Source organism: Effusibacillus pohliae DSM 22757 (assembly GCF_000376225.1).
Classification (GTDB): Bacteria; Bacillota; Bacilli; order Tumebacillales; family Effusibacillaceae; genus Effusibacillus; species Effusibacillus pohliae.
In genome coordinates, this window is the sequence record NZ_AQXL01000125.1 from 52,037 (window position 1) to 71,911 (window position 19,875).

General features: G+C 56.2%; 21 protein-coding genes and 2 pseudogenes. 20 read left to right on the top strand and 3 right to left on the bottom strand.

Features of this window, described 5'->3' with window-relative positions:
- Window positions 1-325 precede the first annotated feature (325 nt).
- On the top strand, window positions 326-1,222 hold the full coding sequence (locus C230_RS0111860; RefSeq protein ID WP_018132259.1) for a hypothetical protein: 897 nt from the start codon (window positions 326-328) through the stop codon (window positions 1,220-1,222).
- A 58-nt stretch (window positions 1,223-1,280) separates the two neighbouring features.
- Here C230_RS0111860 and C230_RS0111865 read toward each other — a convergent pair whose 3' ends face one another.
- Window positions 1,281-1,481: a cold shock domain-containing protein gene (locus C230_RS0111865; protein WP_018132260.1), complete on the bottom strand. Its 201-nt coding sequence runs from the start codon at window positions 1,479-1,481 to the stop codon at window positions 1,281-1,283.
- Between the two features lie 224 nt (window positions 1,482-1,705).
- Between C230_RS0111865 and C230_RS0111870 the strand changes: the two genes are divergently transcribed.
- Window positions 1,706-3,235 carry an MDR family MFS transporter gene (locus C230_RS0111870; protein WP_018132261.1) on the top strand — a complete coding sequence of 510 codons (1,530 nt, stop codon included), beginning with the start codon at window positions 1,706-1,708 and terminating at the stop codon, window positions 3,233-3,235.
- 12 nt (window positions 3,236-3,247) lie between these two features.
- Window positions 3,248-3,781, top strand: a complete 534-nt coding sequence (locus C230_RS0111875; RefSeq protein WP_018132262.1) for a PadR family transcriptional regulator — start codon at window positions 3,248-3,250, stop codon at window positions 3,779-3,781.
- Between the two features lie 144 nt (window positions 3,782-3,925).
- Here C230_RS0111875 and C230_RS0111880 read toward each other — a convergent pair whose 3' ends face one another.
- Window positions 3,926-4,180 (bottom strand): hypothetical protein, encoded by a 255-nt coding sequence (locus tag C230_RS0111880; RefSeq protein WP_018132263.1) that lies wholly within the window; start codon window positions 4,178-4,180, stop codon window positions 3,926-3,928.
- Between the two features lie 365 nt (window positions 4,181-4,545).
- On the opposite strand from C230_RS0111880, the gene speD reads away from it, so the two are divergent.
- The gene (gene speD / locus C230_RS0111890) at window positions 4,546-4,923 is read left to right on the top strand and encodes an adenosylmethionine decarboxylase (RefSeq protein ID WP_018132265.1); all 378 of its coding nucleotides are present in this window, start codon (window positions 4,546-4,548) and stop codon (window positions 4,921-4,923) included.
- 22 nt (window positions 4,924-4,945) lie between these two features.
- Here the strand turns inward: speD and C230_RS0111895 are convergent, their stop codons facing one another.
- On the bottom strand, window positions 4,946-5,158 hold the full coding sequence (locus C230_RS0111895) for a hypothetical protein (RefSeq protein ID WP_018132266.1): 213 nt from the start codon (window positions 5,156-5,158) through the stop codon (window positions 4,946-4,948).
- A 217-nt stretch (window positions 5,159-5,375) separates the two neighbouring features.
- On the opposite strand from C230_RS0111895, the pseudogene C230_RS23390 reads away from it, so the two are divergent.
- The 16 genes and pseudogenes from C230_RS23390 to C230_RS0111975 form a co-directional block, all read left to right on the top strand.
- Window positions 5,376-5,537 (top strand): annotated as a pseudogene (locus C230_RS23390) (GntT/GntP/DsdX family permease); the annotation flags it as partial.
- Window positions 5,538-5,557: 20 nt separating this feature from the next.
- Entirely contained in the window at window positions 5,558-6,454 is an 897-nt protein-coding gene (gene gnd / locus C230_RS0111905; protein ID WP_018132268.1) for a phosphogluconate dehydrogenase (NAD(+)-dependent, decarboxylating), read from the top strand.
- 217 nt (window positions 6,455-6,671) lie between these two features.
- Window positions 6,672-7,382 (top strand): FadR/GntR family transcriptional regulator, encoded by a 711-nt coding sequence (locus tag C230_RS0111910; RefSeq protein ID WP_018132269.1) that lies wholly within the window; start codon window positions 6,672-6,674, stop codon window positions 7,380-7,382.
- A 19-nt stretch (window positions 7,383-7,401) separates the two neighbouring features.
- Window positions 7,402-8,511, top strand: a complete 1,110-nt coding sequence (locus tag C230_RS0111915; RefSeq protein ID WP_018132270.1) for an ABC transporter substrate-binding protein — start codon at window positions 7,402-7,404, stop codon at window positions 8,509-8,511.
- An 18-nt stretch (window positions 8,512-8,529) separates the two neighbouring features.
- A complete protein-coding gene (locus tag C230_RS0111920) occupies window positions 8,530-9,630 on the top strand; it encodes an ABC transporter ATP-binding protein (protein WP_018132271.1) in 1,101 nt (366 codons plus the stop codon).
- Window positions 9,594-10,532 (top strand): ABC transporter permease, encoded by a 939-nt coding sequence (locus C230_RS0111925; RefSeq protein ID WP_018132272.1) that lies wholly within the window; start codon window positions 9,594-9,596, stop codon window positions 10,530-10,532. Before C230_RS0111920 ends, C230_RS0111925 begins: the two co-directional genes overlap by 37 nt.
- Window positions 10,532-11,326, top strand: coding sequence for an ABC transporter permease (locus C230_RS0111930; protein WP_018132273.1), 795 nt, complete (start codon window positions 10,532-10,534; stop codon window positions 11,324-11,326). Before C230_RS0111925 ends, C230_RS0111930 begins: the two co-directional genes overlap by 1 nt.
- 41 nt (window positions 11,327-11,367) lie before the next feature.
- Window positions 11,368-12,591, top strand: a complete 1,224-nt coding sequence (locus C230_RS0111935; RefSeq protein WP_018132274.1) for a nickel pincer cofactor-dependent isomerase, group 22 — start codon at window positions 11,368-11,370, stop codon at window positions 12,589-12,591.
- 26 nt (window positions 12,592-12,617) lie between these two features.
- On the top strand, window positions 12,618-14,024 hold the full coding sequence (locus tag C230_RS0111940) for an FAD-binding oxidoreductase (protein WP_018132275.1): 1,407 nt from the start codon (window positions 12,618-12,620) through the stop codon (window positions 14,022-14,024).
- Window positions 14,021-15,352, top strand: coding sequence for a (Fe-S)-binding protein (locus C230_RS0111945; RefSeq protein ID WP_018132276.1), 1,332 nt, complete (start codon window positions 14,021-14,023; stop codon window positions 15,350-15,352). The genes C230_RS0111940 and C230_RS0111945 overlap by 4 nt, the downstream gene beginning before the upstream one ends.
- Before the next feature lie 22 nt (window positions 15,353-15,374).
- Complete coding sequence (locus C230_RS0111950; protein ID WP_018132277.1) at window positions 15,375-16,163, top strand: SDR family oxidoreductase; 789 nt, start codon at window positions 15,375-15,377, stop codon at window positions 16,161-16,163.
- Between the two features lie 50 nt (window positions 16,164-16,213).
- A complete protein-coding gene (locus C230_RS0111955; protein ID WP_018132278.1) occupies window positions 16,214-16,837 on the top strand; it encodes a fumarylacetoacetate hydrolase family protein in 624 nt (207 codons plus the stop codon).
- Window positions 16,838-16,905: 68 nt separating this feature from the next.
- Window positions 16,906-17,346, top strand: a complete 441-nt coding sequence (locus C230_RS23395) for an IclR family transcriptional regulator (protein WP_281168947.1) — start codon at window positions 16,906-16,908, stop codon at window positions 17,344-17,346.
- Window positions 17,310-17,930 (top strand): annotated as a pseudogene (locus C230_RS0111965) (SDR family NAD(P)-dependent oxidoreductase); the annotation flags it as partial. The gene C230_RS23395 and the pseudogene C230_RS0111965, both read left to right, overlap by 37 nt.
- Before the next feature lie 25 nt (window positions 17,931-17,955).
- The gene (locus tag C230_RS0111970; RefSeq protein ID WP_018132281.1) at window positions 17,956-18,816 is read left to right on the top strand and encodes a fumarylacetoacetate hydrolase family protein; all 861 of its coding nucleotides are present in this window, start codon (window positions 17,956-17,958) and stop codon (window positions 18,814-18,816) included.
- A gap of 29 nt (window positions 18,817-18,845) precedes the next feature.
- Complete coding sequence (locus tag C230_RS0111975) at window positions 18,846-19,832, top strand: 2-hydroxyacid dehydrogenase (RefSeq protein ID WP_018132282.1); 987 nt, start codon at window positions 18,846-18,848, stop codon at window positions 19,830-19,832.
- Window positions 19,833-19,875 lie beyond the last annotated feature (43 nt).

Here is a 19,875-nt window from a genome sequence, read left to right on the forward strand (position 1 = left end):
TGTGTAATGGGCTGTGCATTCCACCCCCACTGCCAAGAGCGTATGGAGATCTGCAAGGTGGAAACCGGATCGGCAGGTAAAAGGTGATGATGCATGTGCGGCGGTCGGCGCGGCGGTATTTGTCGCGGTTCCGTTCGCGGTGATGCTTGGCGGATTCACGGTGGCCGGGTTCTTTTTCCGGAGACAGGCACATGGGAGCGTGGTGACTCCCCGGCACAGCGGGTGAAAATCTGGCGAACCGTGTCGAAAATTCGGTTTTTTCGGTGGTTCCGCAGCGAATCTTGTGCTAGAGTAGAGGTAGCATGCTAGACTTTGAGGTGATTCTGTGAAGGCGAGGCACTACCTGCTGCTGGCCGCGATTGCGATCGTGACCGCCGGATGCCAACCGTTGAACGCGTCTATGCCGAATTTTTGGAAGCAGACGGCGGCACAGCAACCGGCTGCGAAAGCAACATTTCAGGACGTGATCGATCATACGCAGGCAAATCCGCTGAAAGGCAAGGTCTTGGCCGAAATGAACGGCCCGTTTGATCCCGGTTTGCCGCGTTACGCGTTTGTGACAACGGACGGGAGACCGGTTTTTGTCTATCAGGAGACGGACGGGACGGTACGGCTGGCGGTCGAGGCGAAAGACGGAACGGTCAAGCGGGACGTCTTCCCCGGATACAAGCTGCAGAAGGCGCTTCTCAACGGCAAGATTCTCTACATTGCTGGGAAGGACAAACTGGCTGTAAAATATAACGTAGACAGTTTCAATTACTCGGAAGTGGACAAGTCGGAGATGGACCAGCTTCGCGGCGAGCTGGATATTTACAAGCTGCCCGGCAAGGAGAAAGCCATACATATGAACGAAGGGTTTATCTACACGCAGGAAGGGTTCATTTTTGACGTGAAGAACCACGAATATTTGCGGAGCGGCACTCAAAAGCAGAAGTTCTACGAGTATGCGGATGTCGGTTACGGCAGTTATCTGTTCGAAATCCAGCCGCGGCTTGACCAGGCGGTCAACCTGAAAGCGGTCAGGGCAAAAGGGGACAAGACGGCAAAAGGCGGCTCGTACCCGATTTTTCTGGATCTGCCATCTGGCTACAACGTGAAATACCTGGATCATGCGATGGGCGATGACGGACAGCTGTTTCTGTTTGCCATGGGAGCCCAGGAAAACAACAAGCTGGTGATCAAGCTGTTCGAGATCCCGCTCGGCGATTTCCAAGAACCATAAAAAAAATACAAAACCCCGTCCGGGAAAACGCGGTATCGGACGGGGACTTATTGTTTTATTAGGGAAGTTTCACCACGTTTGCAGCCTGCGGCCCGCGCGCGCCCTCCACAATATCAAACTCCACATGTTGGCCCTCTTCAAGGGTCTTGAAGCCTTCAGCCTGAATGGCGGAGTAGTGGACGAACACGTCGTCACCGTCTTCGCGCTGGATGAAGCCATACCCTTTTTCTGCGCTAAACCATTTGACAATTCCTTGCATGTTACAAAATACCTCCCAAAGCTTCTTAAGACCCTTGAAAACGGACCTTTTCCAAAGGTCTTGCCTTGAGTCTAGCAGAAAAAATCGGGAAAATCAAACAAATTTTTTGGCAAATTTTTTGGCCATAATCTGGTGAAAGGCAGTTGTCAAACAAGCTCCAATTGGAGTACTCTAATTAGAGTAATTGATCATTTTTTGTCCAACCAGACTTGGAGGCGGATTGTATGAAGCAAGTGCGTGTTAAATGGACGGTGGCGGCCATCATGTTAGCGTTGCTGCTGGCTTCGCTCGATCAGACGATCGTTTCGACCGCGATGCCCACGATCGTCGCCGAATTGAAGGGTATGGACATCTACTCATGGGTTTTCACGGCGTACATGCTGACAGCCACTACGGTGATGCCGATTGTCGGAAAGCTTTCCGACTTGTATGGCAGGAAGCGGTTCTTTTTGCTCGGACTGGCGGTTTTTATGGCCGGTTCGGCGCTGTGCGGAACGGCCGACACAATGATGCAACTGGTCATCTACCGCGGCTTGCAGGGACTCGGCGGCGGTGCGCTGATGCCGATTGCGTTCACGATCTTTTTTGAAGTTTTCCCGCCGGAACAACGGGGGAAAATGCAGGGGCTGTTGGGCTCGGTATTCGGCCTGTCATCCGTCTTCGGGCCGACGATCGGTGCCTATATTACCGAATACGTATCGTGGAACTGGATTTTTTACATCAACTTGCCGCTTGGTATTTTGTCGTTTGTGATCCTGCTCTTCTCGCTGGTGGAAACAAAGGCGGCGGGAGCCAGGCCGAAAATCGATTTCCTCGGGGCGGCTGCCATGGCTGTTTCGATCGTCACGCTGCTGCTTGCGCTGGTGTTTGGCGGCAAAGAGTATGCCTGGTCGTCCTGGCAAGTGCTCGGACTGTTTGGCACGTCGACCCTGTTTTTGATCCTGTTTTTGCTGATCGAGAAACGGGCCGAAGAACCGATGCTGCCGCTTGCACTGTTCCGAAAGCGGGTCATTGCGGTAATGAGCGCCGTCGTATTTATACAGGGGATCGCGATGATGGGAAGCGCGTCTTACATTCCGCTGTTCGTTCAGGGAGTGCTTGGCGGAACCGCTACCAACGCGGGCAACATCCTTACGCCGATGATGTTGGCGGTGGTGGCCGGCTCAATGACCGGCGGCTTTATGATGCGCAAATTCAGTTACCGGACGATTACGGTCGCGGCGATGGCGGTGATGGCGCTCGGTGCGTTCCTGCTGTCCCGGCTTGACGTTAACGCGACCCAAATGCAAGTGACTCTATGCATGATTCTGCTTGGGCTGGGGGTAGGTCCGTTGATGCCCGCTTCGACAACTGCTGTGCAGGGAGCTGTCGATATGAAGCAACGCGGCGTTGCCACCTCGAGTGTCGCGTTTTTCCGCTCGATCGGCGGCACGGTCGGTGTGGCGGTGATGGGCACGATCGTGACCCATCATATGACCAACCAACTGGCCGATAAACTCGGCCGTTCGCCTATGGCCGGCACATTCCTGCAGAATCCCCAGGCGCTCTTGCAGCCTGAACTGCGGGCGAAGATTCCGCCTGCCATTTTGACCGTGCTACAAGGTACACTGGCGGAAGCGATCTCCTATGTGTTCCTGTTTGCTTTGGCTGCGGCGGTGGTCGGGCTTGTGACCGCATGTTTCATGGGGAAATCGAAGCTGGAAATCGGCGAGCGGGGAATGCCGCGGCAGCCGGTGACCGAGGGCAACCTGTAAGGCGGCGGTCGGATGGAACTGCGGCTGTTGATTTTGGGGCTCCTGTACGAACAGGACCTGCATCCGTATGAAGTGCTGCAGATTTTGAAGCAGCGTCAGGTGCATGAGTATATCAAGGTCAATTACGGCACTCTGTACTACGCTTTTGACCAGATGGAGAAAAAAGGCTGGATCGAGGTCAAGCAGGTGATCCAGGAAGATCGGCGTCCGGAAAAGCGGATCTATCGCATTACCCCGGACGGGCGCAAGCAATTGAAAAAATTGCTGCATCAGGCGTTTCGTAACAAGGCCCGCATGTACCATCCCCTGTACCCGGCGCTGATGAACGGCCATCTGGCGGACGCAGAACAGGTGGAGGATGCCATCCGCGATCGGCTGGCGGCCGCCCGGGAGCAGGTGAAATTTTTGCGCTGGCTGTATGAAGTGAAAGCTCCCGATCACCCGTTTTCCGTTGTGATGCTCGTCAAAAACGCGCTGATGCACTGCGAAACGGAAATGAAGTGGCTGGAAGAGTTTCTCTCCGGCGTGCAAGCCGGAAGGCTGTAACCAGATGTTTTCCGGAAACGAAAAAACACGGTCCCGTTGGTAGTCCGGATGCACCGCCAAGCGCTGTCGTATTCTTTCCCCTCACGGGCCGCACGCCGGTAACAACGATGTGACGATCTCTGCAACAGGCTGGAACACCGGCAACTAACTGGGCCGGTGTTCTTTGTTGAGCGGTTGGATGCCGAGCGTGTCGGAAGCGAAGTTGTTTTGCATAAACCATTCCTCGATGTCGAATTCGTCGCCGTTTGCTTCAAAATACAGTCCGTCTTCATCCGCTTTCGCGATGATGCCGGTTCCGACGTTGTTGACCGTCACTTCGGCCGGCAGCGTCTCCGGACGCGATTCGTATTCGTCCCAGATTTTCTGGCAAAACGCGTCTACCGATTGCTGAATGTTCAATCCAAGCCCTCCTTCATATAATGATATCTCCATTGTGCGCGATTTGGCTGGCTGCTATCCGGTGGCGGGCCGGCCGTGCGGCGTGCACTCCGCCGGAAGCGGCGGCTGTTTCCGGGAGGACCGATTCTAGTAGGCCGGTATCATGTTTTACAAAAAAACTTGCAAAAAGCTATTGAAACCGCCTGTGATCTGTGATAATTTATTCTTCGTTGAAAATATGTTGGATCAACATTTGGATTAGGAACCAGGATTCACTTAAAGGGTTAGGACATCTCCGGACTAACTTTCCCCCGTGGTGAATGACGTAGGTCCTAGCGAAAAATCTAAGTACTATCATTTTTCGTTTAGGAAGGGGGCCGAAGCTCATGACCCAGGAGTACTCAACTTTCGGGAGACATGTTGCTGTCGACACGTGGGGTGCTGACTTTAACATGCTCAATGACGCCAAATTTTTGGAAGATGTGATGGTACAAGCTGCGCACAAGTGCGGCGCCACGGTATTGTCCGTGCAGGCCAAACAGTTTGAGCCGCAGGGAGCGACTGTGCTCGTGTTGCTTTCGGAGAGCCACATCTCGATTCACACGTATCCGGAAAAGGGCTTTGCAGCACTCGACTGTTACACGTGCGGCGAAACGGTGGATCCGCAGGTCGCTATCGACCATATCATCTCGGTACTCAAGCCCGAGAAAACCTATCCCAAAATGTTGAAACGCGGCGAAGGGCCGATTGAAGTTGTCAAATAATGCCTGCTTACGCAGGCTTTTTCTATTCTCCACTGGCGAAGTTTTCGAATGTGTCAAATTGCTCGAGTTCCATCCGTCCCATGTCATGCAACGCATTTTCGCCGGTGGATGCGTGCAGCTCCGGCTGGACAAAACGCGGTTCGTCCGAGCCAGCCGGGCTTCCGGTTTGCAATTGGCGGATCTGATGCTTGAGCGTCTCGATCTCCTGTTCCATCTTGCGGATTTGTTTCTCCATCAGGTATCCCTCCATTTTGTAGGATATACAACTTCCACCGATGTATGTGGCAACGCCGATATTGCAAACGTTAAGATCAGGGGGATGTCATATGCATAAATGGAAGGAAGCCTGTGTTGTGAAATCGGAGGAACCGTATATGCATCCGTCTCAGCAGACAAGCGGTCTTGCCCGCATCCGGGCGGCTTATCCCGGGCTGTCGCCGAAGTTTCAGGCGATCGCCGACTGGGCGACCGGTTCCGGTATTTCGCCGATCGTCCTCGGTTGGCTGATTGCCGCGTTGATTCGGGTGGCGACCGGTTCGGCGACCGTTTCAATGACAACCGCTACCGGCATTGTGGCTCCGATTGCGGCGGCGATGCCTGGGGTCAGCAAAGAATGGAAGGGGATGAACAATCGATGCAGTTGGGGATGATCGGCCTCGGAAAAATGGGCTACAACCTGGTCCTAAATCTGCTTGATCACAACCATAGCGTGGTCGCATATGACGTCAATCCGGAACCGGCCCGTCAATTGGCGGAACAAGGAGCGGTTGCGGCCGCCTCGATAGAAGAGCTGGTTAGCAAGCTGCAAGCGCCGCGGATCGTGTGGATCATGGTGCCGGCGGGAGAAATCGTCGATTCGGTGATCGACACAGTACTGCCGCTGCTTGCCAAAGGGGATATCATCGTCGAAGGCGGCAACTCGTATTACAAAGATTCGATCCGACGTGCCGAAAAATTGCGTGAGCACGGCATCCATTTTCTCGATGTGGGAACATCCGGCGGCATGGAAGGGGCCCGCCACGGCGCATGCCTGATGATTGGCGGCGACAGGCATGCGTTCGCGCGGGTGGAGCCGATTTTCCGCGACATTTCGGTGAAAAACGGCTATCTGTACGCCGGTCCGAACGGCAGCGGCCACTTTCTGAAAATGGTACACAACGGAATCGAGTACGGTATGATGCAAGCGATCGCCGAAGGGTTTGAGGTGCTAAACAAGAGCCAGTTTGACTTTGACTATGAGGCGGTGGCGCGCGTCTGGGCAAACGGCTCCGTGATCCGCGGCTGGCTGATGGAACTAACGGAACGGGCGTTTTCCAAGGATCCGAAGCTGGCGGGCATCCGCGGTGTGATGCACTCGTCCGGCGAAGGCAAGTGGACGGTGGAGACGGCGCTGGAACTGCAGGCCAACGTTCCGGTGATTGCCATGTCCCTGCTGATGCGCTACCGCTCCCTGGAGGAAGACACATTCCACGGCAAAGTGGTGGCCTCACTGCGCAACGAATTCGGCGGTCATGCGGTTGAGAAAAAATAAATGCAGGTTTGCACCAAGGCTTGGCGCGTTCACTTCGCCGAGCCTTTTCTCATCCTTCGGCACGTTTCGTTGACATCCAAACCACAAAACAAAATTTTTCGAATAAAGAAGGAATATCGAACATTCGGTAGAAGTATAAAGATGCGGACATCAGGTTGTCTGATGAGCAGATCGGTTTTGACGGAGGTACGCTCACCCTGCAGGAAGGGAGGTTGCCATGCGAGAAGTCAAGCCCATCCGCAGAAAAAAAGTATCGGAAGAAGTCGTCGAAGAAATCAAGCGGTTGATCGAACAAGGAGAGCTCCCGTCCGACAGCAAACTGCCTTCGGAAAAGGAGCTGAGCGACATATTCGGTGTCGGCCGCTCCAGTATCCGTGAGGCGCTGAGCATGCTGGCGGCTGCCCGGATCATCGAAACGCGGCAGGGGGAAGGCACCTTTGTGCGAAAAGTCGATCTCAGCGACTACATTCACCCGTTAGTCCTTTCGATCGTCGCAAAAAAGGAACAAACGCTGCATTTGCTGGAGACCCGCAAAATCATTGAGTTGGGCACCGTCGAACTGGCAGCTCTGCGCGCCGATGAACAGGATCTGAAAGAAATGAAGAAGGCGCTGCTCGATTTTGAGCACCAGCTGGAAATGGGGGAAGCCGGCGTGGAGGCTGATTTCGCCTTTCATCGGGCGGTTGCCATCGCGTCGAAAAACCCGATTTTGATTCAGGTGTTCGACAACCTGTCACCAGTGCTGAAACAGAGTCTTGACTATACCCTCTATCAAAATATCGGAAATCTGGAAAAACGAAGAAGTGTGCTGCAAGAGCACAAGCAGATTTTGGTGTGCGTCGAGAAACGCGATTTGCAAGGCGCGGTTGCCTGCATGCGGCAGCACCTTGAAAACGTGCGCCAAAAGCTGCTGGCGCTAAAAGAGTGAAAAATGGGAGGTCAATGTGATGAAACGATGGATCGGGATTGGACTTGGACTTGTGCTGACGATGGCGGCGCTGGCCGGGTGCGGGGTGCCCAACGCGAAACCGCCCGGCGAGGCAAAACCGACCAATTCGTCGTCCGACAATGCGACGGAGATAACGGTTGCCGCGAACGGAGGCAAAATCGAAAAGGCGATCCGCGAAGTGATTGCGCCGAAATTTAAAGAAAAGTATGGCATCAAGGTAAACTTCGTAGCCGGGTTGTCAGGAGAAATCCTGTCAAAAGTCGAACTGCAGAAAAACGCGCCGCAGTACGACGTCGCGATGTACGTGCCGCTTGACGTGCAGCGAGCGGCCGACAAAGGGCTGACCGAGCAGCTGGATCAATCGGCGATTCCCAACATGGCGAAGGTCGACCCGCGGTTTGTCGCGGTGGATAAAGTCGGAGTGCCTGTATTCGGGTTGGTGATCGCACCTGCATACAATACGAAAACGTTCGAGAAAAACGGCTGGGCGCCGATTACGTCCTGGAACGATCTGATTCGCCCCGACTACAAAGGCAAAACGGCGTTCGCCGACATCGCCAACGACTGGGGATTTGCCCTGCTCTATAATCTGGCGAACGCAAACGGCGGCAGCCTCGACAATCTGGAACCCGGACTGCAAAAGGCGAAACAACTCGCCAGCTATTCGGACACGTTCTACAAAAACTCCACCCAGATGATGCCCGCCGTGCAACAAGGGGCTGCCGACGTGACCGTGATGGGCAGCTACGCGATCGCCGAACTGGTCGATTCCGGCGTACCGCTGAAAATGGTGATCCCCAAGGAAGGGGCGCCGCTGCAAGCGTTCAGCGCAACAGTTGTGAAAAACGCCCCGCATAAAAAAGCGGCGATGGATTTTATCAATTTCCTGATCAGCGAAGAGTCGCAGCAGCAGATTGCGGAAAGCGGTTTCTACCCGGTTCTGAAAGGGATGAAAGTGGCACCCAAATATGAAGCGTCGATCGGTTTGAAAGACAGCGATTCCGTCTTCCGGCCGGATGTCAAGAAACTGTCTGAGATCCGGGCGCAGTGGACGGACCGATGGTCGAAAGAGGTCACACCGGAACTGGGCAAGAACGTGAAAAAATAGAGAAAGAGGAGACGGAACATGCAGGCGCTGACGCATGACGTGGAACTACGCGGGGTTTACAAACGAATTGGCTCAAACGTGATCCTGGGCGGTATCGATCTGGAGGTCAAGCAGGGTGAATTGCTCACCTTGCTTGGCCCTTCCGGTTGCGGCAAAACGTCAACGCTCAACGTGATTGCGGGATTTCTCGACATCGACCAGGGGGATGTGTTTATCAAAGGACGGCGTGTCAATCACGTTCCCGCATACAAGCGAGGTTTGGGAATGGTGTTCCAGACGTACTCGTTGTTCCCGCATATGACCGTGTATGAAAATCTCGATTTTGGCCTGTCCCTGCATAAAGTGCCGAAAGAGGAGAAAAAACGGCGTATCCGGCAAGCGTTGGAACTGGTGAAAATGAACGGGCTGGAAGACCGGTATCCGCGCGAAATGTCGGGCGGCCAGCGGCAGCGCGTCGCCATCGCCCGGGCGCTGGTGGTGCAGCCGACGCTGTTGCTGCTCGACGAGCCGCTGAGCAATCTTGACGCCAAGCTGCGCCACGAATTGCGGGCCGAAATCAAACGGCTGCAAAAAGAAGTGGGCGTCACCACCATTTTCGTCACGCACGACCAGGAGGAAGCGCTCTCGATGTCCGACCGGATCGTCGTGATGAATCAGGGCAAGATTGAACAGGTTGGAACGCCGACTGAAATCTATGCCCATCCGCAGACCGAATTTGTCTTTCAGTTTATCGGAAAATCAAACCAACTGCACGGCAGGGTGAGATCGCTCGACAGCCGGATGATCAGCGTGGAGCTGGCGGACGGCGGCCAGGTGCTGGTCGAAGCGGAGAATGTGATGGGACCGGACCGCACCTGTGCGGCGGGGGATGCGGTCAAGCTCTACATCCGCCCGGAAAAGCTGACGATCCAGCAGGCGAAAAACCCGAATCCACACTCCAATGCGCACACCGCTACGATCACCCAGATGAATTACCTGGGCTCCGCCTGGGAAATCGAAGTGTCACTGCTGGGCGAACGGATGCAGGTGCTGCATCCCTCGATCGAAGCGGGCTGGACGATAGGAACTGAGGTGATGGTCGGATGGAACCCGTCAGACATGATGGCCGTCAAGAAATAACCGCCCTGCAGTCACAGCCGGCCGTTGCAAGAAAGCGCAGGAACTGGAAAAAGTATCTGTACGCCGTGTTGCTGTTGCTGCCGCTGTTGTTGTTTACCATCGGCTTCTTTGTGGTGCCGATGCTTTATATCCTGTATTTGAGCTTTATTGACACGGAAGGTCTGGGCGGGGCCAATGCGGTGTACAGCATCGGCAATTATGTCCGGTTTTTCACCGATCCCTATTACCTGCACTCGCTCTGGCTGACGATCAAAGTGAGCCTGTACACGGTGATCGTGTCGCTCTTGCTCGGCTATCCGGTCGCGCTGACGATGGCAAAATGCTCTCCCCGTGTCCGGGGGCTGCTGGCCCTGTTGGTAGCGTCGCCTCTCTTGATCAGCATCGTGGTCCGCAATTTTGGCTGGTATTTGCTTCTGCTGCCAAACGGCACGGTCAACCAACTGGTATCAGGCCTTGGCATCACCCATTCGCCGCTGAAACTTTTGTTTTCGGAAGCGGGGGTTGTCATCGGTTTGTCGAACGCGTATCTGCCGTTTATGATTTTGTCAATCGCCACCAGTCTGTACAACATTGACCCGTCGCTCGAAAAAGCGGGCGCGATTCTCGGCGCCAGTCCGTTCCGCTCGTTTGTATCGATCACCTTGCCGCTCAGCCTGCCCGGCATCGTGTCCGGAATCGTGCTGGTGTTCAGCATGTCGATGAGCGCGTACGTGACTCCCGCCCTGATGGGGGGAGCGAATGTGCCGATGCTGCCGGTGGTGGCGTATGACCAGATCATCCATCTGCTGCGCTGGACTTACGGCTCGGCCGTTTCGTATGTACTGCTCGGCATCACGTTGGCAAGCGTCACGATTTTTACGAGAATCATGGAAAGAGGACGGTATCGGGAGGTGTTTCGCTAATGAAAGTCACCGGAAAAATCAGGGTTGCGGTGGCTGCGATCAGTCTGGTCTATATCCTGATCCCGTTGATCGTCACGATCCCGGCGTCTTTTACAAGCGCAAGCTATCCCAGTTTTCCGCCGCACGGATTTTCGCTGCAGTGGTATGCGAAATTGCTGGAGCGACCGGAGTTTGTTGAGGCTTTCTGGAACAGCGTCAAGTTTGCTTTCCTGGCTGCTTTCTTTTCCGTGCTGCTGGGCACCCTGGGCGGGATCGCGATTGCCAAGTACGACATTCCGGGCAAAAGCTACCTGGTGTCGCTGCTGACCTCCCCGTTGACGGTACCGCAGCTGGTACTGGGGATCGCCCTGCTGATTTACTTTACGCCGATGCTGCTGGCGGGGACGCCGACCGGATTTTTGATCGCCCATATCGTCATCTGTGTGCCGTATGTGATCCGGTTTGTGCTGACCGGATTGAGCGGTTTTGATTACACCTTGGAACGGGCGGCGGCCATTCTCGGGGCCAGTCCAATCACCGTTTTCTGGCGGGTGACGCTGCCGCTGATTCGGCCGGCGATCCTGTCCGGGGCCCTGTTCTCCTTTTTGACTTCGTTCGATAATGTAACTGTATCGCTGTTTATGGTATCTTCCGATATGCGAACGTTGCCGCTCGAGATTTTTTCGAACATGCAGGATGCGTACAGTCCGATCGTCGCCTCTGTGTCTAGTGTCGTGATTCTGATATCGGTGGTGCTGATCCTGATCCTCGAGAAAATTCACGGAGTCGGACGGCTGTTGGGGAGCGCACATTGATAAACGACAATGTGAATCGACATTGGCTGGAAGGTGTCTGTATGGAACTCCCTTTGATGTATCCGGTCCGGCAAAAGTTTGACGGGCAAGCGATTGCGGACGTCGCAGCAAAAGTGCGTCAGGAATTGGAAAAAGCCGTCTTTCTGACCTCCGTCCGACCCGGCGCCACAATCGCCGTGACGGCGGGCAGCCGGGGGATCGCCAACATCGTCGAGATTCTGCGGGCTGTCTGTCAGGTGTTGCGTGAACGGGAGGCAGTCCCGTTTCTCGTTCCGAGCATGGGAAGTCACGGGGGAGGCACACCTGCCGGACAGATCGAGGCGTTGCAAGCGCTCGGCATCACGGAAGCAGCGGTGGGGGCCCCAATCCGGGCTACGACGGAGGTGGTGGAACTGGGGCAGCTGCCGGACGGAACGCCGGTGTTTCAGAACCGGTTGGCGTATGAAAGCGACGGCATCGTGGTCATCAACCGGATCAAACCCCATACGTCGTTCAAGGGCTGCGTGGAAAGCGGGTTGTGCAAAATGCTGGTGGTGGGGCTTGGCAACCCAGCCGGGGCTGCCAATCTCCACCGTTTTGGCGTGCGGGGGCTGCGCGAACTGATTGTGCCGATGGCCCGGATCGTGCTGGAAAAAAGCCCGGTGCTGTACGGGCTTGGCATACTGGAAAATGCGTTTGACCAAACGGCGGTGATCGCAGGGATTGAACCGGCCGATATCCCGGACAGGGAGGCGGAACTGTTGAAGCAGGCGAAAACGATGATGCCGCGACTGCCGTTCGATCATCTGGATGTGCTGATTGTGGATGAGATGGGCAAGTGCTACAGCGGCACGGGCATGGATACGAATGTGATCGGGCGGCTGCGGATTCACGGGGAGCCGGAACCGGAGTCCCCCCGGATCGAACGGATTGTGGTGCTGGATCTGGCGGACGCCTCGCACGGCAATGCCAACGGGATCGGATTGGCCGATTTTACAACCCGCAAGCTGGTGGACAAGATTGATTGGAAAGCCACCTATTTGAACAATTTGTCATCCACGTTTGTGCAGCGCGCGATGATTCCGATCATTGCGGAGTCGGATGGGGAAGCGGTGCGGCTGGCCATTCAGTCGCTCGGCCAAAGGGAGTTGCAGAATTTGCGAATCGTCCGGATTCCCAATACCCTGCAGCTTGAACGGATATGGGTTTCCGAGGCACTGTTAAAAGAAGTTCACGCTGATGAAAAACTGGAGCTGGCGGGTAAGGGCGTTCCTTTAGGGTTCTAATGGATAATGGGAGAGGGGAGAACCGGATGAAGCCGGAAATCATCCAGGAACTGATTGCGATTACCGACCGTGACCGGGTGCTCGACACGTTGGACGAACGATGCACCTACGCGTATGACGCTTCCTTCGGCACCTATCTGCCCGATGTCGTGGTGTTCCCCAAGACGGCGCAAGAAGTGGCGGCCATCCTGAAGCTGGCCAACCGCGAAAAGATCCCCGTGACACCAAGAGGCGGCGGCACCTCGCTGAGCGGCGGCCCGCTGCCGGTGGCTGGCGGCATCGCGCTGGTCATGACCCGGATGAATCGGCTGCTCGAGATCGACCGGGACAATCTGATTGCGATCGTCGAACCGGGCGTGATCACGGCCGATCTGCACAAGCGCGTGGAGGAGATCGGCCTTTTTTATCCGCCTGATCCGAGCAGTTCGAACGTGTCGACGATCGGCGGCAACCTCGCCGAAAACGCCGGCGGCCCGCACGGGCTGAAATACGGCGTGACCAAGCATTACGTGATCGGATTGGAGGTGGTGACGCCGCAGGGAGACATCATTCGCACGGGCGGCATGACCGTCAAAAATGTGACGGGCTATGACCTGACCCCGCTGATTATCGGGTCGGAAGGGACGCTTGGCGTGATTACGAAGGCGATTTTGCGGCTGATTCCGAAACCGCCCGCGAGAAAAGCGTTGCTGGCGGTGTTTGACGACCTGATCGACTCGGGGCGGGCGATCAGCGGCGTGTTGACGAACGGAATTTTACCAGCCAAGATGGAGATGATGGACAACGCGTCGATTCGGGCTGTGGAGAATTACAAGCCGTGCGGCATGCCGATCGATGCGGATGCGATTATCCTGCTCGAAGTGGACGGACATCCGGCGGCGGTGGAGGCGGAGATCGAGCAGGCTGCCCGTATCTGCCGGATGTATCGGGCGCGGGAGGTGCGGGTGGCGAAGGACGAGACGGAGCGGGAGCAATTGTGGCTGGCTCGCAAACTGGTCTCGCCGGCGATCACCCGGGTGAAGCCGACGAAAATCTCGGAAGACGCTACCGTCCCCCGCAGCAAAATCCCCGAAATGTTCCAGCGCCTGCGCGAGATCCGGGAGAAATACAAGATCCATCTGGTGGTGTTCGGACATGCGGGAGACGGGAACCTGCATCCGAATATTATCGCCGATGCACGGGACAAGGAAGAGATGCGGCGGGTGGAGGAGGCGGTCGGCGAGATTTTCCGGGCGGCTGTGGAACTGGGGGGCACATTGTCGGGTGAGCATGGCATCGGGACGATGAAAGCGCCTTACATGGAGATGGAGTTGGGGCCGGTCTGCCTCGATCTGATGCGGCGGATCAAGCAGGCGTGGGACCCGAACAACATCCTCAACCCGTACAAAATTTTCCCGCAGCCAGGCCAGACACGGGTGGTGTTGACCGAATGAGCGCCCAACAGACGAAACTTCCTTACGATGAGACGTTTCAGTGCGTGCAGTGCGGTTACTGTTTGCCCGCCTGCCCGACCTATCAGGTGCTGGAAAAAGAATCCGCCTCGCCGCGCGGCCGAATCGCCCTTGTCAAGGCGGCCGCTGAAGGGAAGATCGACCTGCTCCAACATCTGGCAGGCCCGATCGACCAGTGTCTCGGGTGCCGCGCCTGTGAGGTGGCCTGTCCGTCTGGTGTCCGGTACGGGATGATTTTCGAGGGCGCAAAACAGACGATTCAAACCGCGAAGCGGAGCAGAGGCAGGGAAACACCGCTTGTCAAAGCGCTGCGGCGATTAGTGTTCGAAGGACTGTTTCCCTATCCCGGCCGTCTGAAAGCGCTCGGCGGGCTGATCTGGCTATATCAAAAATCGGGTCTGCGAAAGGTGGCGCACGCTATCGGAATCACAAAAAAACTGCCGTTTCACATGGGGGAATTTGAGGCGGCGCTGCCGGATGTTCCGTCTCCCTTTGCTTACCTGGCTCGGCAGCGGCTGGTGAAAGCGAAAGGAGCCGGCGTCACCAGCGGTTTATCAGACGAGACCGCGAAGGCGAAGGTGGCTTTTTTTGCCGGTTGCGTAATGGATTCTGTTTTCTACGAGACCAACCGAAAGAGTATTGAGCTGCTGGCCGCAGCCGGGTGTGATGTGGTTGTGCCGCAAACCCAGACATGCTGCGGTGCGTTGCATGCGCATGCGGGAGAACTGGAACAGGCGAAAGAACTGGCAAAACGAAATATCGAGGCGTTTGAAGCGACGGGTGCCGACTGGTACGTCAACAATGCAGGCGGATGTGGGGCCATGCTGATCGAATATGATCATCTGTTGGCCGATGAACCGGAGTGGGCGGAACGGGCCACACAATTCGTGCAAAAAAGCCGCGATATCAACGTGATCCTGGCACAGTTGGGTCCCTTGCCGTTTCGGAAAGAGCTTCCGTACCGCATCACTTACCAGGACTCCTGCCACCTGCGAAATGTGCAAAAAGTGGAGTCAGAGCCACGCGAGCTACTGCGATCGATCCCGGGAACGGAATATGTGGAACTGCCGGGGGCGGACGGATGCTGCGGATCAGCCGGCATTTACAGCCTGGTGCAGTATGAGACATCGATGAAAGTACTGGATGAGAAGATGAAATCGGTGGAGGCAACGCAAGCGACACTCGTTGTCACATCCAACCCCGGATGTTTGCTGCAGATGCGGATGGGTATTCAGCGGGCGAATTTGCAAGACTGGATGCAGGCGGTGCATATCGTCGACCTGCTGCACGAAGCGTGCGGCTTGGGGTAAACTTCAGAAGGAGGCGGTAAAAATGGATCTCGGATTAAAAGGAAAATCGGTACTGGTGACTGCGGCCAGCAAAGGATTGGGAAAAGCGAGCGCGCTGGAATTTGCCCGTGAGGGTGCGATTGTGACGATTGCGAGCCGCAATTTGGAGGAGTTGAACAAGACAGCTGCAGACATCGAGACAGCCACAGGCCAAAAAGTGGCAGTGGTACAAATGGACGTCACAAGCGAAAGGGACATCGCGAAGGCGGTTGAAACGGCGGTGGAAGCGGGCGGCGGTTTGGACGTGCTGGTGACGAATGCGGGCGGGCCTCCCGGCGGGACGTTTGATGATTTTGATGATCAGGCTTGGATCAAAGCGTTCGAGCTGAACTTGCTGAGTGCGATTCGCTTAATCCGGGCAAGCCTGCCGCACATGCGGGCGCGTGGCGGCGGGCGCATCGTGACGATCACCTCCACGTCGATCAAACAGCCGATTCCGGGGCTGATTTTGTCCAATACAATCCGCGCGGGCGTCAACGCACTGACGAAAAGTCTGGCGACCGAACTGGCAAAAGACGGGATTCTCGTCAACACGGTGGCTCCCGGCCGGATCGCGACCGACCGGGTGGCAGAACTGGATCAGCAGAAGGCGGCTGCGAAAGGGATCCCGGTCGAGGATGTGCAGGCGGAAATGATCGCCCAAATCCCGCTTGGCCGGTACGGTTCTCCGGATGAATTCGGCCGGGCGGTCGCTTTTCTCGGGTCGTTCGCCAATACGTACATCACCGGTCAAGCTCTCCTGGTCGATGGCGGCATGGTGAAATCGTTGTAAGACGGCCAACTCGGGCCGCAATCGAAAATCGGCGGAAAGAGGGAAGCGGGATGGAGATTCGCAATATTTTCTGTGTGGGCCGCAATTACCGTTTGCATGCGGAGGAACTGGGCAACGAGGTGCCGAAATCACCGATGATTTTCGCCAAACCGACGCATGCGCTGGCGGAAGCAAGCGGCCAGACGATCCAACTGCCGGGTGACCGCGGCGAAGTGCATTACGAGGCGGAACTGGTGATTCGCATCGGCAAGCCGTACCAGCACGGAATGACCGTGGATCAGCTTGTCGACCACTTGGCGCTGGGGATCGATTTTACATTGCGAGACGTGCAGAGCGAACTGAAGAAAAAAGGTCACCCGTGGCTGCCGGCCAAGGGGTTTCGCAATTCGGCGGTTCTCACCTCGTTTCGGGAATTTCCCGGGGAACAGGCGTGCAAACAGACCGATTTTTCACTGCGGAAAAATGGGCAGCAGGTTCAGCGGGGCAATATCAGCGACATGCTGTTCGATCTGCAGACGGTGATCGACTTTATCGCGTCCCATTTTGGCCTGGGAGAAGGCGACATCATCTACACCGGTACCCCGGCCGGCGTCGGCCCGGTTGCCAACGGCGACCGGTTGCAGCTGCTGTGGGGAGACGAAGTACTTGGGGAGTGCGTGATCAAGCTGGTGTAAGAGTGCGCGCTTCTCACCAGGAAGCGCCGGCTTCCGTGCAGCGGGTGGGTGAGACGATTCAGCTTGCGATGCTGGACGGGCGCGATGTCGTGTATCTGGCGAAGGAAGAAACGACCGCCCCGATCCGGCTGGCATCCAGTCCAGGAATGCGGTTTCCCGCCCATGCCACCGCACTTGGAAAAGCTTTGCTGTCCCAATTTGAACGCCTGCAGCTGGAAGAGCTGTACCGCGACGCCGAATTGACGGCTTTAACCCCCAATACGGTGAGAAGCTTTGATCATCTGTGGGAGCAACTGCAACAAGTGAAGGCTCGCGGCACTGCTTGCGAACAGCAGGAAGCGGTGGAAGGGTTCTGCTGCGTGGCGGCGCCGGTTTTCAACCACGGCAATCGGATGATTGCGGCGGTCAGTTTCACGATGCTGGCAGCAAGCTGGCACGACAAGCAGCAGGCGGCAACGGAAGAAATAGCGGATCTGGCGAGGCGGCGATTTTTGTCCGGGCGGATGTGACGAAAGCGCCGCAAGTGGAAGACATGGTCCGGCAGGCGCTTGCCGAATATGGACAGATCGACGTTCTGTTTAACAACGCGGGTATCTCCGGCGTTGGCGCGTTGCACGAGACGAGCGAAGAACTGTGGGACCGGGTGGTTGACGTCAACCTGAAAGGCGTATTTTTGCCGAGCAAATACGTGATCCCACATATGATGGAGCGCAAGCAAGGCTGCATCATCAATATGTCGTCCTGTATCGCGGAGATCGGTTTGATGCGGCGGGCGGTGTATGCGGCCACGAAAGGAGCGGTGCTGGCGCTGACGAAGTCGATGCAAGTCGATTACGCCCCGTACAACATACGGGTCAACGCGTTGCTTCCCGGCACGATTCTCACTCCGTTTGTAGAAAATTATCTGCGCACGTCCTACGACGACCCGGAACACGCGTTACATACGATCAGGCAGCGGCAGTTGAGCGGCGACCTGGGGCGGCCGGAAGATGTCGCGCAGGCAGCCTTGTTCCTCGCTTCGGATGAATCAAAATTCATGATGGGCTCGCCGCTTTATATCGACGGAGGCGTCACGTTCGGAAAAATGGCGTAAACCAATCTGGCGGGAGGTTTTTGCATTGAAACTGTTGACATTTCGTACGGAAGACGGCTTGCAACTGGGGATCAAGACGGACAAAGGGGTGTTGCAAGCGCCGCGAACGATCGACCAGGTGCTGCAGGGCGGACCGGAAGCGTTGGCCGAATTGACTACGTATGTACGGCAGGCGGTCGAACATGTAAGCGATTTCGTATTTCTGCGGGAGGAAGACCTGCAATTCGCGCCATGTGTGCCGAATCCGCAGAAAATCATCTGCGTCGGCTTAAACTACCGCAAACATGCGGAAGAATCGAACATGCCGATTCCGGAATACCCGATTTTGTTCAATAAATTCAACAATGCACTGGCGGCTCACGGCGATGAGGTGCTCCTGCCCGCCCAGTCGCAGCAGGTCGATTATGAGGCGGAGTTGGCGATTGTCATCGGCAAAACGGCAAAACGGGTACCGAAAGAAGAGGCTCTCTCGTATGTGTTCGGGTATTGTGCAGCCAACGATTTGTCAGCCCGCGATTTGCAGTTCCGCACCAACCAATGGTTGTTGGGGAAATCTTGTGACGGGTTCAGCCCGCTCGGGCCGTATCTGGTGACGGCGGATGAAGTCGGAAATCCGAACGAATTGGCGATCCGGTCCTACGTGAACGGTGAACTGCGGCAAAATTCGAACACGGCAGATATGATTTTTCATTGCGACGAGTTGGTGAGCTACATCTCCCGGTTCATGACATTGGTACCGGGAGATGTGATCTTGACAGGCACGCCGGAAGGGGTGATCATGGGGTACCCGAAGGAACAGCAGGTCTGGCTGAAAGAGGGGGATGAAGTGACGATTGAAATTGAAAAATTGGGCTGTCTCACGAACCGCATGAAGCAAGAGGGATAAAAGGGGGCAGCCGGCGAGGAGGTTGGTTGATGAAACGGGATAAGGTAGTCGTCACCAGGAGGATTCCCGGGCAGGCCCTGGAGTTGATCGAAGCGAAGGCTGAGGTCTACCTCTGGGATTCGGAGGAAGTGCCGATTCCCAGGCATGTGCTGTTGGAACAGGTGGCAGACGCTTCCGGCATCTACACGAACGTTTCGGACAAAATCGACAAAGAGGTGTTCGACAACGCTCCTCTGTTAAAAGTGGTCAGCACCATGGCGGTCGGCTTTGATAATATAGACGTAAGCGAAGCGACGAAACGGGGAATTCCGGTCGGATACACGCCGGGCGTGTTGACCGAGACGACGGCCGATTTGACGTTTGCGCTGCTGATGGCGACCGCCCGCCGAATCGTCGAAGGGGCCGACTATATTCGGCAGGGAAAATGGAAGAGCTGGGGACCGATGGTGTTGACCGGGCAGGATGTGTACGGAGCGACGATCGGCATCATCGGCCTGGGGCGGATCGGGGAGGCGGTTGCCAGGCGGGCGACCGGGTTCGGCATGAAAATCCTGTACCATAACCGCCATCGCCGGCCTGAAGTGGAGGAGCGGCTGAATGCACGGTACTGCTCGCTTGAGGAACTGCTGCAGGCGTCCGATTTTGTCGTGCTGCTGGCCCCTTCCAGCCCGGAAACCTACCGGATGATCGGGGAACGGGAGTTTTCGCTGATGAAGCCGAATGCGATTTTTATCAATACATCGCGCGGCCGCAACGTGGACGAGTCCGCTCTGTACCGGGCGCTCTGCGACAACAAAATTTGGGCGGCCGGACTGGATGTGTTCGAGGAAGAGCCGATCGCAGCCGACCATCCGCTGCTGTCTCTGCCAAACGTGGTCGCCCTGCCCCATATCGGCAGCGCGAGTATCGCCACCCGGACAAAAATGGCTGTGCTGGCGGCGGAAAATCTGCTCGCCGGATTGCAAGGGCAAAAGCTGAAGCATACGGCAAACCCGGAAGTCTACGATTCGGTATAAACCTCTCTTACACCGGGCGCATTTTGGATTTGCCGGACAAGCA

Excerpts from the sequence above, each read along its gene's own strand:
- C230_RS0111865 (WP_018132260.1), bottom strand. The coding sequence starts at position 1,481 with ATGCAAGGAATTGTCAAATGGTTTAGCGCAGAAAAAGGGTATGGCTTC.
- C230_RS0111870 (WP_018132261.1), top strand. The coding sequence starts at position 1,706 with ATGAAGCAAGTGCGTGTTAAATGGACGGTGGCGGCCATCATGTTAGCG.
- C230_RS0111875 (WP_018132262.1), top strand. The coding sequence starts at position 3,248 with ATGGAACTGCGGCTGTTGATTTTGGGGCTCCTGTACGAACAGGACCTG.
- speD (WP_018132265.1), top strand. The coding sequence starts at position 4,546 with ATGACCCAGGAGTACTCAACTTTCGGGAGACATGTTGCTGTCGACACG.
- C230_RS0111895 (WP_018132266.1), bottom strand. The coding sequence starts at position 5,158 with ATGGAGAAACAAATCCGCAAGATGGAACAGGAGATCGAGACGCTCAAG.
- gnd (WP_018132268.1), top strand. The coding sequence starts at position 5,558 with ATGCAGTTGGGGATGATCGGCCTCGGAAAAATGGGCTACAACCTGGTC.
- C230_RS0111910 (WP_018132269.1), top strand. The coding sequence starts at position 6,672 with ATGCGAGAAGTCAAGCCCATCCGCAGAAAAAAAGTATCGGAAGAAGTC.
- C230_RS0111915 (WP_018132270.1), top strand. The coding sequence starts at position 7,402 with ATGAAACGATGGATCGGGATTGGACTTGGACTTGTGCTGACGATGGCG.
- C230_RS0111920 (WP_018132271.1), top strand. The coding sequence starts at position 8,530 with ATGCAGGCGCTGACGCATGACGTGGAACTACGCGGGGTTTACAAACGA.
- C230_RS0111925 (WP_018132272.1), top strand. The coding sequence starts at position 9,594 with ATGGAACCCGTCAGACATGATGGCCGTCAAGAAATAACCGCCCTGCAG.
- C230_RS0111930 (WP_018132273.1), top strand. The coding sequence starts at position 10,532 with ATGAAAGTCACCGGAAAAATCAGGGTTGCGGTGGCTGCGATCAGTCTG.
- C230_RS0111935 (WP_018132274.1), top strand. The coding sequence starts at position 11,368 with ATGGAACTCCCTTTGATGTATCCGGTCCGGCAAAAGTTTGACGGGCAA.
- C230_RS0111940 (WP_018132275.1), top strand. The coding sequence starts at position 12,618 with ATGAAGCCGGAAATCATCCAGGAACTGATTGCGATTACCGACCGTGAC.
- C230_RS0111945 (WP_018132276.1), top strand. The coding sequence starts at position 14,021 with ATGAGCGCCCAACAGACGAAACTTCCTTACGATGAGACGTTTCAGTGC.
- C230_RS0111950 (WP_018132277.1), top strand. The coding sequence starts at position 15,375 with ATGGATCTCGGATTAAAAGGAAAATCGGTACTGGTGACTGCGGCCAGC.
- C230_RS0111955 (WP_018132278.1), top strand. The coding sequence starts at position 16,214 with ATGGAGATTCGCAATATTTTCTGTGTGGGCCGCAATTACCGTTTGCAT.
- C230_RS23395 (WP_281168947.1), top strand. The coding sequence starts at position 16,906 with ATGCTGGACGGGCGCGATGTCGTGTATCTGGCGAAGGAAGAAACGACC.
- C230_RS0111975 (WP_018132282.1), top strand. The coding sequence starts at position 18,846 with ATGAAACGGGATAAGGTAGTCGTCACCAGGAGGATTCCCGGGCAGGCC.